Here is a 14,175-nt window from a genome sequence, read left to right as displayed (position 1 = left end):
TAAATGAAAAATTCAAAGTTTCTTTAAAAAACTTTCACAGGAATGTTACATTTCTCACAGATTGATTAAGACTATATGTTGTATCATTTTGTTAGTAGATTAACAAGATGTTGTTGGAGGTTTTGGAAATGATGAAACAAAGTGCACGTGAAGAAGAATTGGTGAAGATGTTTGAAACAATTGTCCATGGGAATGAGCAAGATTTAATGCAAGAAAATGCAAATGTTGATGGACGGTCTCCTATGGGGATGATGGGAACATTCGCATCTGAGAGCGCAAAATATTATGCAATGGAACAGTTACTTTCTGAACAAGTGAAAAAAGCAATCAGTCAAAATATATTATACCCACATGATTTAGATTTTTATGCGACAGGTACGACAACGTGTTCGCAAATTCCTTTAGCACAAATGCTTGAGAAAGGATTTCATACTGGGCATGGACATATGAGACAACCTCAGGATATTAAGAGTGCATTGGCACTTTCTTCGATTATTTTTCAAGCGAATCAAAATATGCAGCACGGCGGGCAATCATTTGCGTTATTTGACATTGATTTAGCACCGTATGTGAGAAAAACATTTGAGAGAAATAAGAAGAGATTAGGGACGTATCCGTTAACAAAAGAACAAGTAGAAGATTTTGCATGGAAAGAAACAGAGAATGATACGTATCAAGCTTGTGAAGCATTTATTCATAATTCCAATAGCATGCATAGTAGAGGTGGTGGACAAGTTCCATTTATTTCCATTAACTACGGAACGGATACATCAAAAGAAGGACGCATGTTAATTAGACAATTATTACGAGCGACGCAAGCAGGATTAGGAAAAGGGGAGACACCTATTTTCCCAATTCAAATTTTTAAGCTGAAAAAAGGTGTCAACTTTGAAGAGAGTGATCCGAACTATGATTTATTTGAATTGGCATTGGAAACGACAGCTGAGCGGTTGTTCCCGAATTTTTCATTTTTAGATGCATCGTTTAATGCTATGCACTATGATGGTCGTCCAGAAAGCGAAGTATGTTATATGGGCTGTCGTACGCGTGTTATGTCCAATATTCATGGAGAAGAGACTGCAATTGGAAGAGGGAATTTATCGTTTACTTCTATTAACCTCGTGAAATTAGCATTGATTAGCGGTTCAAAAGAAGCATTTTTTGAAGCTTTAAATTATTATGTGGATCTTGGCATTGGTCAACTATTAGAAAGATTTGCTTACCAATGTACGAAAAAGGCAAGAGATTTTCACTTTTTATATTCACAAGGAGTATGGCGTGACGGAGAAAAATTGCATCCTGAAGATTCCGTTGCTGAAATTTTAAAACAAGGAACGTTAAGTATTGGTTTTATCGGTCTTGCAGAATGTTTAGTTGTTTTAACAGGCAAACACCACGGGGAAGATAAAGAATCGTGGGATCTTGGAAATGAAATCGTGACCTTTATGAGAAGCAAAATGGATGTGGCGACGGAAGAACATCAGCTGAATTTCTCCTTAATTGCCACTCCTGCGGAAGGGTTATCAGGAAAGTTTGTTAAAAAAGATCGAGATGAATTTGGAATCATTAGCGGTGTGACAAATCATAATTATTATACAAATTCATTCCATATACCAGTTTATTACTCCATTCAAGCAATTGATAAAATACGTTTAGAAGGGCCATTTCATGCACTTTGTAATGGTGGACACATTACGTATATTGAATTAGATGGAGCAGCAGTTCATAATCAAAAAGCATTAAAACAAATTGTGCAGGCAATGTCGGAGTACGGAGTTGGATATGGATCAATTAATCATCCAGTCGATCGTTGTAAGTGCTGTGGTTATCACAGTGTAATTGATAATGAATGTCCAAGTTGCGGGAATGAAGATGAGAATGAAATAGAAAGAATTCGCCGTATAACAGGATATCTTGTAGGTGATATGTCCAAATGGAATAGTGCGAAGCGTAGTGAAGAAGCGGATCGGGTGAAACATAAATGAGGGTAATGAACATTATTCATGATAGTGTAGTAGATGGGGAAGGGTTGCGGACAGTCGTGTTTTTTGCGGGCTGTCCGCATCGTTGTTTAGGGTGTCATAACCCTAAGTCATGGAATATTTGTAATGGTACTGAAATGACCGTAGAAGAAATCGTAAAAGAGATTGCCAAAAATCCGCTTACTGATGTAACATTTTCAGGTGGAGATCCATTTTTTCAAGCTGCAGAAGTAAAAGAAGTAGCAAAATCCGTGAAGGCTTTGAAAAAAGACTTATGGATTTACACAGGTTATACGCTAGAAGAGATACAGAGTTCTCAAAATAATGATATGATAGAGTTGTTACATTATGGGGATGTTCTGGTCGATGGAAGGTTTGAACTTGAAAAAAGAGATTTAACACTTCCATTTCGCGGAAGCTCCAATCAACGTATTATTCGATTGAAAGAGTAAAAAGGCGGGATAGGTCAGATGAATAAAACGGTATTACTTGTTGAAGATGAAAGAAGATTACGTGAAATTGTTAGTGATTATTTTCGCAATGAAGGTTTTGAAGTGATAGAAGCTGAAGATGGAAAACAAGCGTTAGAATTATTTGCTGAACATACAATTGATTTAATTATGTTAGATATTATGTTACCAGAAATAGATGGTTGGTCTGTCTGTCGTCGCATTCGAAAAGAGTCAGCAGTACCAATTATTATGCTTACAGCACGTTCTGATGAAGATGACACGCTGTTAGGTTTTGAACTTGGGGCTGATGAATATGTAACAAAGCCTTTTAGTCCCAAAGTACTAGTAGCTAGGGCGAAAACATTATTAAAGCGTGCTGATGGGGTAGTAGGAGTTGCAGAAGAGAATGCACTCTCTATGGCGGGAATCGATGTGAATCGACTTTCGCGTACAGTATCGATAAACGGAGAAGAAATTATATTAACGCATAAAGAGTTTGAACTTCTTGTTTATTTAATGGAGAACAAAGGCATCGTATTATCACGCCAACATTTATTAGATCAACTCTGGGGATATGATTATTATGGTGATGACCGTACTGTAGATACACATATAAAAAAATTGCGTAATAAGCTAGGCGATAAAGCAAAGCATATTGGAACTGTCATTCGAGTTGGGTATAAGTTCGAGGAATAGTTTTTCAATACTACGTAATAGAAAAAACGATAGAAAAGCTTTCCTTTTGGTTGGGAGAGAGGATCCGTCCATGGCTAGAAGCGGTCAGAGCCTTTTTTAGCCCCATGCCGATTGAAAACAGAAAGAGAAAACGAATGTAGGTCTCTTTTAGTTTTCATAGCCAGTAGTAAAGTGGTACGAAATCAATATATAGTGGAGAGCTGATAAAAAAGCTTTCCTTTTGGTTGGGAGAGAGGATCCGTCCATGGCTAGAAGCGATCAGAGCCTTTTTTAGCCCCATGCCGATTGAAAACAAAGGGAGAAAACGAGTGGAGGTCTCCTTTTGTTTTCATAGTCGCAACTTATATGTTGAAAATATAGTACATTTACACTCTCTTTTGTAGATAAAAATGTACAAATTATAGATTTTTTGTCTACAATGATGAATAAGAGTATTTTTTTAATTGGATTTCACGATGAGTTCACAAGAAGGACACAAAATGTGACTATACTGAAAATACGAATTCAGCAGAGAGGGGATATCAATTATGGGATATTATGACGGACCGAATATGAATGAAGAGCATAGTGAAACGAGAGAAGTAAAAAAGTCAGGTAGTAAAAAAGGGTACTTTTTTACAGGGCTAGTTGGAGCGGTTATCGGAGCTGTTTCCATTAGTTTTGCAGCACCGTATATGCCATGGACAAATGGAAATGGGACGGTTTTAACTTCTAATTCAAAAGTAGAGGGAACTGTGGTTCCTGTTGTCAATAAAGTAAAGGGTGAAACGGATTTACCTGGTATGATTGAAGGAGCAAAAGAAGTAGTTGTAGGTGTTATCAATATGCAACAGAGCATCGACCCATTTGCGATGGAGCAAGTAGGTGAAGAGCAAAAGGCTGGGTCAGGATCGGGTGTAATTTATAAAAAGGTTGGCAATAAAGCTCTTATCGTAACGAACAATCACGTAGTAGAGGGAGCCAATAAGCTTGCAGTAAGGTTAAGTAATGATAAAACAGTAGATGCGAAATTAGTTGGGAAAGACCCTTGGTTAGATTTGGCTGTTGTAGAGATTGACGGATCTAATATTAATAAAGTAGCTACACTTGGTGATTCTAGTAAAATTCGTGCTGGTGAACCGGCAATTGCGATTGGGAATCCACTAGGTTTTGATGGTAGTGTAACGGAAGGGATTATTAGTAGTAAAGAACGTGAAATTCCAGTAGATATTAACGGTGACAAACAGGTAGATTGGCAAGCACAAGTCATTCAAACGGATGCAGCGATTAACCCTGGGAACAGCGGTGGTGCTCTATTCAATCAAAATGGTGAAGTAATCGGTATTAATTCTAGTAAAATTGCGCAGCAAGAAGTAGAAGGAATCGGGTTTGCTATTCCAATCAATGTGGCAAAACCAGTTATGGAATCCCTTGAAAAAGATGGAGCGGTAAAACGTCCAGCGATGGGAGTAGGAGTGGCATCTCTTGAGGATTACCCACCGTATGCATTAGGACAATTAAAATTACCAAAAGATGTTACAAAGGGTGTTCTCTTAAGCAAAATTTATCCTGTTTCACCAGCTGAAAAAGCAGGCCTTCAGCAGTATGACGTTGTTGTAGCATTAGATGGTCAAACAGTAGAAAACTCACTTCAATTCCGTAAATATTTATATGAGAAGAAAAAAGTTGGAGATAAAATTGAAGTAACATTCTATCGTAATGGTGAAAAAATGACGAAAACAGCTACTTTAGCAGATAACTCTTCTGCTAAGAATTAATAAAGAAAGTCTCTTTCGTATTGAAAGAGACTTTCTTTATCGGCTATACTAAAAGAATAGGAGGGATTTACTATGACAATTGAAAACCCAACTCGTACGGAAATTGGTGAAGTATTGAAAAAAAGTAAAACCATCGCGGTTGTTGGATTATCCGATAAACCAGAACGTACATCATATATGGTTTCAAAAGCGATGCAAGATGCAGGATATCGTATTATCCCAGTAAATCCGGCCATAGATGAAGTGCTAGGGGAAAAAGCGGTTTCGTCATTAAAAGATATTAAGGAGCATGTCGATATCGTAAATGTATTCCGTCGTTCTGAATTTTTAATGGACGTTGCAAAAGAATTTGTAGAGATTGATGCAGATGTTTTTTGGGCACAATTAGGAGTACAAGATGAAGATACATATACATTTTTAAAAGGAAAAGGCTATACTGTCATTATGGATCGCTGTATCAAAGTAGAACATGCGATGACGAGGTAGTCTAGATATTGTAAGCGAAAGGTCGATTCAGCTTTAGTTAACACTTTGGAACTAGGCAGATGAACGAGGTGTTCATCATGAGATTTTTTAAAGGCTGTTTGTGGGGATTACTACTTGTTATCCCATTTTGGATAATTGTCATTTGGGTAATTGTAAAATGGTGGAGTATGTAATTGGAATACATATCCATTTCTCGTTGACAAACGATTATTTTTCTGAAATAGTAGCCTAGAGGAATCCTTGTACAAAACAAGGATTTTTCTTTTGAAAATGGTATATAAAAGACATAACACAACTTGCCAAAAGTATGGTTAAGGCGTTATTCTATAATAGAAACATATGTTCTGATTTGGATTAGGAAAGGGGCAAGGAGTTTGGCAAAGCATCAATTTCAATATAATGAAGATGCAATTCAAGTGCTTGAAGGTCTTGAAGCTGTGCGAAAACGCCCGGGTATGTATATCGGGAGCACGGATAGCCGTGGGTTGCATCATTTAGTATACGAAATAGTAGATAACTCCGTTGATGAAGCATTAGCGGGATTCGGCGACGAAATTTCTGTTGTAATACATAAAGATAATAGTATTAGTGTTATTGATAAAGGGCGCGGAATGCCTACGGGAATGCATAAGCTTGGAAAACCTACACCTGAAGTGATTTTAACTGTACTTCATGCAGGAGGTAAGTTTGGACAAGGCGGATATAAAACAAGTGGCGGTTTACACGGCGTTGGTGCATCGGTGGTAAATGCTTTATCAGAATGGCTTGTTGTAACAATTAAACGTGATGGAAATATATACGAACAACGTTTTGAAAATGGCGGTGTTCCTGCAACGACACTAGAAAAAATCGGGAAAACAAAACAGTCTGGAACAACGATGCATTTTAAACCAGATCCATCAATTTTCAGTACAACAAATTATAACTATGAAACGTTATGTGAGAGGTTACGTGAATCTGCATTTCTGTTAAAAGGTATGAAAATTACTATAAAAGATGAGCGAAATGATTTAGAAGATGTTTTTCATTATGAAACAGGAATTGAAGCATTTGTTTCTTACTTAAACGAAGAAAAGGACTCTATCCATCCAGTTGTTTACTTTACTGGTGAACAAAATGGAATTGAAGCAGAGCTTGCATTTCAATTTAACGATGGTTATTCAGAAAACATTCTTTCATTCGTAAACAATGTACGTACGAAAGACGGTGGGACACATGAGGCTGGATTTAAAACAGCGATGACACGTGTTTTTAATGAATATGCTCGTAAAGTTTCTCTTTTAAAAGAGAAAGATAAAAACTTAGAAGGTACAGATATTCGAGAAGGAGTAGCTGCCATTGTTTCTGTGCGTGTACCAGAGGATTTACTTCAATTTGAAGGCCAAACGAAAGGAAAGCTTGGTACAAGTGAAGGACGTTCATCAGTAGATGCAGTTGTCTCAGAGCATTTAGCGTACTTTTTAGAAGAAAATCCTGATGTAGCAACACTTCTTGTGAGAAAGGCGATTAAGGCAGCACAAGCACGTGAGGCAGCACGTAAAGCTAGGGAAGAAGCGCGTACTGGTAAGAAGAAAAAACGTTCAGAAGGAACATTGAGCGGGAAGTTAACACCTGCGCAATCACGAAATCCACAAAAGAACGAATTATATTTAGTAGAGGGTGATTCTGCTGGTGGCTCTGCAAAGCAAGGGCGTGATCGCCGTTTCCAAGCTGTCTTGCCACTGCGAGGTAAAGTAATTAATACGGAGAAGGCAAAGCTTGCTGATATTTTCAAAAATGAAGAGATTAATACGATTATCTATGCAATTGGTGGCGGCGTTGGGAATGAATTTACTGTCGAAGATATCAACTATGATAAAGTCGTAATTATGACCGATGCTGATACGGATGGCGCACATATTCAAGTGTTACTACTTACGTTCTTCTACCGTTATATGAAGCCGTTAATCGAAGCGGGTAAAGTATTTATTGCTCTTCCACCTTTATATAAAGTAAGTAAAGGAAAAGGGAAAAGCGAAGTCATTGAATATGCATGGTCAGATGAAGAATTAGATGGCGTAACGAAAAAGGTCGGTAAAGGATATATGTTGCAGCGCTATAAAGGTCTTGGCGAAATGAATGCCGATCAATTATGGGAAACAACAATGAATCCAGAAACGCGTACGCTAATTCGCGTGAAAATTGATGATGCAGCAAGAGCAGAACGTCGCGTGACGACATTGATGGGTGATAAAGTAGAACCACGTCGAAAATGGATTGAGCGTAATGTACAGTTTGGCATGCAAGAAGAAGGTAATATTTTAGAGAGTGAAATGATTATGGAGACGGAGGTGGAATAACATGCAGGCAGAGAAGTTTCATGACCTCCCGCTTGAAGACGTGTTAGGTGACCGCTTTGCACGTTATAGTAAATATATTATTCAAGATCGCGCGCTACCAGATGCGCGTGATGGTTTAAAGCCAGTACAACGTCGAATTTTATATTCAATGTATGTAGAAGGAAACGTACACGATAAACCATTTCGTAAATCGGCTAAAACAGTTGGTAATGTTATCGGTAACTATCATCCACACGGTGATTCTTCTGTATATGAAGCGATGGTACGTTTAAGTCAAGATTGGAAAGTACGTAACGTATTAGTTGAAATGCACGGAAATAATGGTAGTGTCGACGGTGATCCAGCGGCGGCAATGCGTTATACAGAAGCTCGTTTATCGCCAATTGCATCTGAGTTACTCCGTGATATTGATAAAGAGACAGTAGAATTTGTATCAAACTTTGACGATACAAGTGAAGAACCAGTTGTTCTGCCAGCAATGTTCCCGAATCTATTAGTAAATGGATCGACAGGGATTTCAGCTGGATATGCAACAGAAATTCCACCGCATCATCTTGGAGAAGTGATTGATGCAACAATGATGCGTATTGATAAGCCTAATAGTACGGTAGATGACTTATTAACGGTTATTAAAGGGCCTGATTTTCCAACAGGTGGCATTATTCAAGGACTTGATGGAATAAAAAAAGCGTATGAAACAGGAAAAGGAAAAATCATCATTCGCGGAAAAGCGGAAGTTGAAACGATTCGCGGTGGCAAACAGCAAATTGTCATTACAGAAATTCCATATGAAGTAAACAAAGCGAATCTAGTAAAGAAAATGGATGAATTACGTCTAGATAAAAAACTTGATGGAATCGCTGAAGTCCGTGATGAGACAGATCGTACAGGTCTTCGTATTGTTGTGGAACTAAAAAAGGAAGCAAACGCAGAAGGTATTTTAAATTATTTATATAAAAATACTGATTTACAAGTTCCATATAACTTCAATATGGTGGCTATAAATAATCGTCGACCAACATTAATGACGTTACCAAAAATTTTAGATGCGTACATTGGTCATCAAAAAGAAGTTGTTACACGCCGTTCAGAATATGAACTTAGAAAAGCAGAAAACCGCCAGCATATTGTGGCAGGTTTAATGAAAGCATTATCGATTTTAGATCAGGTAATTGAAACAATTCGAGCATCTAAAGATAAACGTAATGCTAAAGATAATTTAAGTGCAAAATTCGGATTTACAGAAGCACAGGCAGAAGCGATTGTGTCACTGCAACTGTATCGTTTAACAAATACTGACATTACAGCACTAGAGAAAGAAGCAGAAGAACTGCAAAAGAAAATTACAGAATTACAAGCGATTTTACAAAGTGAGAAAAGGCTTCTTCAAGTCATTAAAGCGGACTTAAAGAGAGTAAAGAAAACGTATAGCGATAATCGCCGTGCTGTTATTGAAGAGGAAATTGAAGAAATTAAAATTGATGTGGAAGTTATGATTCCGCAAGAAGATGTCATCGTTACTGTAACGAAAGAAGGTTATGTGAAACGAACAGGTTGGCGCTCGCATAATGCATCGAACGGAAAAGACTTCGGTATGAAAGAGGGCGACATCTTACTCGAACGTTTCGATACAAATACAACAGAAACAGTTCTCTTATTCACGAATAAAGGAAATTATATTTATCTTCCTGTATATGAAATGCCGGATATTCGTTGGAAAGATTTAGGTCAGCACGTTGCGAATATAGTTTCACTTGACCGAGATGAGACGTTAATTTGGGCGACTGTTGTACCGGATTTTGAGGAAGAAAAGCGATTTATCGTATTTGTGACGCGGAATGGTATGATTAAGAAAACAGAATTAAATCAGTATAAAGTACAGCGTTATTCAAGAGCGTTTGTTGCCGTAAACTTGAAAAAAGAGGACGAAGTTGTAGATATATTTGCAACAGATGGAACAAGTGATATTGTTCTTGCAACACACGGTGCATATGCACTTATTTTTGGTGAAGAAGAGGTAAGTCCAGTTGGTGTAAGAGCAGCTGGTGTAAAAGCGATTAATTTAAAAGAGGATGATTATGTTGCTTCTGGTAAACCGTTAAATAGTGAAAAGGATCAATTGATTCTCGTAACGCAGCGCGGTGCAGTTAAGCGGTTAAAAGCTTCCGAAATTGAGAAATCAACAAGAGCCAAGCGAGGTCTTGTTATTTTTAAAGAGTTAAAACGTAATCCATACCGTATTGTTGGTATTGAAATTGTTCGGGATGATGAACTTGTTTATATGAAAACAGAAAAACAAATTGTAGAAGAAATAGATCCCAAAGCGTTCCGTAATAAAGACCGCTATAGTAACGGTAGTCTAGTGTTAGATGTTAGTGATACCGGTGAAGTGATTGAGACGTGGACGAAGAAACGGACATAGTGAATAAACGATAGTAAGAATTCCAATTAAATATACACATCGTATTAGTGAAACCCATGTTCTATATAGAACATGGGTTTCTTGGAGTAGTAGGACTTTAAACTCACCACGATTCTAATTCTTTTCGTTTTTTCATGAAAGTAAGTCACAAAGAATTAGGATGAAAAATAAGGGTCATTATATATTGGTAGAAACGGTAGTTACAGTACGTCACCATTATATTAAGAATATAAGGTACTCTCGAAAATATATTGTTTCAGGTTATAACTTCTTTGTTAAAATCTTAGACTGTTGTGAAGCACAAAAAGCACTATTCTTTCTGTGAAAATATACAGAAAGAATAGTGCTTTTATATTGTTTTTAAAATCCCTGTTGCACACAATAAATATCTTTAATTTTAGCTATAATCTCATCAACAGCGTATAAAATTTCTTCTTCATTTAAATATGGACTAATTGATATACGAATAGAACTATTAGCTTCTTCTTTGGATAATCCAATCTCTTGTAATACATATGACGGTTCTAAACTGTTTGAATTACAAGCAGATCCCGAAGAAATAGAAACAGTTCTCATACCTGCTATAAGTGTTTCTGAACTAATATTTGGGATCATTATATTTATAATATGAGGTATGCTATTTTCCATACACACATTTACGCGAGATAGAGGTATTTCTTGTTGAATTTGATTTATAACAATTGTTCTTAATTTCAGTGCTTTTTCATAATTCTCTTTTAGTTCTAATATAGCTATATCACTAGCTACGCCCATACCAGCTATTAGTGAAGTTGGTAATGTCCCACTGCGCAAATATGTTTGTTCACCACCAAATAATAAAGGACGTAAATATTCTTGTTTGTGCTGGTTTACATATAAAATGCCTATACCTTTAGGTCCGTAAATTTTATGTCCAGATAATGATAAAGCATCTATATCCAATTCTTTTACATCTATTGGTATTTTTCCAAAAGCTTGAACAGCATCTACATGTATCAATGTTCTATACTTTCTGCATAAAGCAGCAATCTCATTGATAGGTTGAATTGTTCCCACCTCAGAATTAACATATGCAAAACTAACAACCCTTGTATCATCATCTAATAAGCGTCTCAATGAATCTAAGCAAATGGTTCCATCACGCTTAATATCCACATATTTTACGATAATACCTCTTCTTTGTAACTCTTTTCCAACCTCTAAAATTGATTTATGGTCTATAGGTGACAGAATTACATTTACGGGTTCTTTTTCATGATAATCAATTGCTCCTAATAACGCCAAGTTGTTACTTTCTGTTGCACCCGAAGTAAATATTATTTCTTCTTTATGAGCACCAATAGAACTTGCAATCTTACTTTTCGCTTGATACACCGCATACTGTGCTTTTTTTCCCATCACATGCTGTGATGAAGGATTTGCAAATTCTGTTTTCATGTACTTCTCTACCACTTCGATCACTTTATTATGACATGGAGTAGTAGCAGCATAATCTAAGTACACCTGTCTCATAAGCATTGCCCTCCTTTATCACGAAGAAAACACAGAGAAATTAACGGTTTTTTCATAGATTTCTTCTTTTGACATTTCGCCACTTCCTCCAGGATCCGCAACAATAACTTTCATCCCTGTTAAATTATATAGATTAAGAGCGATTTCAATACCTGTACGTACTGGCTGGTAACACTCTCCAGGTGCGAATAATAACAATGCTCTATAACCCGCTTTATGTACCTCAGCTATCATTTCTGTAATTTCTCCTGCACATCCAGTTACACCACAACTAATTAATGTTTTATAATTTCCATCCTCATCTACAAATGATACTTCGGATTGATTTTCTCGATCGTTTAGTATTCTTTTTTCTAATTTCCCTTCTTTTACTAGCTTACTAGCACTTTTTTGAAATCTATATTTGAGCCAAGTTTCAGGAAAAAAGATCGGATTTTTTCGGCTAGACAAGATACTCTGCTGATTAAAGTGTTTACTCTTTTCTAAACTTGTAACGTAAGCTTCTGGAATTTCTGTATATCTCTCATAAAACTCTTTACGAAGATCACTAACGCTTGCGTTTGTAGATGGAACGTATTGCCAATCATTAATTAATAATAGGAATTTAATGTCTTTAAATTGTTCATAAAATTGCTCACCTAATTGAATTCCGATATTCCAAGTGTATAAAGGGAATATACCTACTCTACGTGAAATCCTCTCTTTCATTACATCTGTTTTCTGTTCTTCGATAATTCCAGGAGTTAAGCTATTTGTTTCTTCATTAAAAAAGAGCATAAAATGCCCTGACATAATTACTAATTCTTTTTGAGCAGTATTTTTTAATTCTTCACTGATTAACGTGATCATCTCTTCTTCTGATGCAACTAATTGATGAATTCCTTTCTTTTTTACATTCATTGAATTCGACATATGTTACCCCCTTAAAATGTATGGAGGCAGTGCTTGGATTTGAACCAAGGAATTAGGTTTTGCAGACCTATGCCTTACCACTTGGCTACACTGCCATCATATAGAGTTTGGATGCTAACTTGAAACTTGTTTATCACGTTGTTCATAGTATCATTCCTAAAAAATAATCGTCAATAATATTCTGAATATAATTATTTTTCTCAACATCAAAATGAATACCTAGAAAATTTATTGAAAATATCAGCATTCATATAAAATAAAGAAATATACAAAATATTTTAAAATAATAGTGCTTTTAAAGGGTAAGAAACATAAGCATAAAATAATTTTTTTATGCTATGGTTGATTATTTAGTATAAATTTCTCAAAAGATAATCAATTTTTTATTTTGTAAATATAGGATACGGTATGCTATTGTTAGTTATGATTTTTAGAAATCCTTATTTTTTTAAAGAGCCAATTCACTATAAACGAGTTTTTAATCATGAAATCATCATACATAGAAGATCTTTCAACTCATGAAGGCTTAAGGGTTTATGCTATGTAATTAGTTGAATATCAAAATCATAACAAGCAACATTCTAAATAAAACTATTAATACTAACAATTTAGTGAGAAAGGAATCCCATATGTCCAAACAAACAATTGCTTATATTCAAATGTCATTTGCAATGGTTGCAATTGGAAGTTTCGTTATTGTTAATAAATACATTATTAAAGAACTTCCGATATTTATTGCTTCTGAACTTAGATTATTAATTGCTTGCTTAATATTACTTCCTTTATTTTTATATAAAGGTGAAAAAATGCCTAAACTAGTAAAAAAGGATTACATCATATTTTTTCTTCAAAGTTTTATAGGGGTGTTTTTATTTAGTGTTTGCACATTATATGGTTTAAGACAAACAACAGCTTTAGATAGCGGTATTATTATGAGTTGTACGCCTGCAATAATGGCTTTAATCTCTTATTTTTTTCTAAAAGAAAGATTAGGAATGAATAAAATAGGAGGGATTCTTTTAACTATTTTAGGTACATTGTCTATCAATGTTTTTGGTCAACTTTTAAATTTTAATGTAGGCTCGCACTCATTAACAGGAAATATGTTAATCTTCTGCGCTGTGATTGGAGAAGCAATTTTCTTTTCCTTTGGGAAATTAATTTCTACGCCTTTAAGACCTTTAACAATGACAACAATTATGAGTTTGATAGGTGCGATATTATTTTTACCTTCTGCAATATATCAATCCTTACAATTCAACTTTTTTACTGTATCTCCATTGGCGTGGTTACTCGTATTATATACAGGAGTTGTAATTACTGTATTAGCTGTTCTATTAATGAATCAGGGGTTAGAAGTGGTATCAGCGGGGACAGCTGCAGTATTTACTGCTTTAATGCCTATAAGCACAGTAATTTTATCAGCCTTTATATTACATGAATCTCTCTTCTGGTATCATATTTTTGGAATGACATTGGTTATTTTAGGTATTTTTGTTATCACTAACTCTTCAAATGAAAGTAAAGAAATGCTTGGAAGAAGCAGACACGAAAATATGTAACAATAAATTTTCTCAATATAAGATCGCATATATTATTGGTTTCAATATTCAAAAA

10 protein-coding genes and 1 tRNA gene are annotated in these 14,175 nt (G+C 35.7%); 8 read left to right on the top strand and 3 right to left on the bottom strand.

Going from position 1 to position 14,175, the window contains the following annotated elements:
* The first annotated feature begins 128 nt into the window (after positions 1 to 128).
* From AAIE21_RS00570 to parC, 7 genes are all read left to right on the top strand, one after another.
* A complete protein-coding gene (locus AAIE21_RS00570) occupies positions 129 to 1,985 on the top strand; it encodes an anaerobic ribonucleoside triphosphate reductase (protein WP_343264997.1) in 1,857 nt (618 codons plus the stop codon).
* Positions 1,982 to 2,434, top strand: a complete 453-nt coding sequence (gene nrdG, locus AAIE21_RS00565; RefSeq protein WP_343264996.1) for an anaerobic ribonucleoside-triphosphate reductase activating protein — start codon at positions 1,982 to 1,984, stop codon at positions 2,432 to 2,434. Before AAIE21_RS00570 ends, nrdG begins: the two co-directional genes overlap by 4 nt.
* 18 nt (positions 2,435 to 2,452) lie before the next feature.
* Complete coding sequence (locus AAIE21_RS00560; protein WP_343264995.1) at positions 2,453 to 3,130, top strand: response regulator transcription factor; 678 nt, start codon at positions 2,453 to 2,455, stop codon at positions 3,128 to 3,130.
* 527 nt (positions 3,131 to 3,657) lie between these two features.
* Positions 3,658 to 4,887 (top strand): S1C family serine protease, encoded by a 1,230-nt coding sequence (locus AAIE21_RS00555; RefSeq protein WP_343264994.1) that lies wholly within the window; start codon positions 3,658 to 3,660, stop codon positions 4,885 to 4,887.
* 72 nt (positions 4,888 to 4,959) lie between these two features.
* Complete coding sequence (locus AAIE21_RS00550) at positions 4,960 to 5,373, top strand: CoA-binding protein (RefSeq protein ID WP_343264992.1); 414 nt, start codon at positions 4,960 to 4,962, stop codon at positions 5,371 to 5,373.
* A gap of 374 nt (positions 5,374 to 5,747) precedes the next feature.
* Complete coding sequence (gene parE, locus AAIE21_RS00545) at positions 5,748 to 7,712, top strand: DNA topoisomerase IV subunit B (RefSeq protein ID WP_343264991.1); 1,965 nt, start codon at positions 5,748 to 5,750, stop codon at positions 7,710 to 7,712.
* A gap of 1 nt (position 7,713) precedes the next feature.
* On the top strand, positions 7,714 to 10,134 hold the full coding sequence (gene parC / locus AAIE21_RS00540; protein ID WP_343264990.1) for a DNA topoisomerase IV subunit A: 2,421 nt from the start codon (positions 7,714 to 7,716) through the stop codon (positions 10,132 to 10,134).
* A 360-nt stretch (positions 10,135 to 10,494) separates the two neighbouring features.
* On the opposite strand, the gene AAIE21_RS00535 is transcribed toward parC, so the two are convergent.
* The 3 genes from AAIE21_RS00535 to AAIE21_RS00525 all read right to left on the bottom strand — a co-directional run bounded on the left by AAIE21_RS00535 (position 10,495) and on the right by AAIE21_RS00525 (position 12,653).
* A complete protein-coding gene (locus AAIE21_RS00535; RefSeq protein WP_343264989.1) occupies positions 10,495 to 11,646 on the bottom strand; it encodes a cysteine desulfurase family protein in 1,152 nt (383 codons plus the stop codon).
* A gap of 18 nt (positions 11,647 to 11,664) precedes the next feature.
* Positions 11,665 to 12,558 (bottom strand): LPD16 domain-containing protein, encoded by an 894-nt coding sequence (locus AAIE21_RS00530; RefSeq protein ID WP_343264988.1) that lies wholly within the window; start codon positions 12,556 to 12,558, stop codon positions 11,665 to 11,667.
* A gap of 21 nt (positions 12,559 to 12,579) precedes the next feature.
* Positions 12,580 to 12,653, bottom strand: a tRNA-Cys gene (locus tag AAIE21_RS00525).
* 534 nt (positions 12,654 to 13,187) lie between these two features.
* Between AAIE21_RS00525 and AAIE21_RS00520 the strand changes: the two genes are divergently transcribed.
* Positions 13,188 to 14,120, top strand: coding sequence for a DMT family transporter (locus tag AAIE21_RS00520; protein WP_343264987.1), 933 nt, complete (start codon positions 13,188 to 13,190; stop codon positions 14,118 to 14,120).
* Positions 14,121 to 14,175: the final 55 nt, after the last annotated feature.

The organism is Paenibacillus sp. 102, assembly GCF_039549175.1.
GTDB lineage: Bacteria > Bacillota > Bacilli > Bacillales > Bacillaceae_G > Bacillus_A.
Note: the sequence above shows the minus strand (reverse complement) of the source record. Positions and strands in the feature narration are given on the sequence as shown.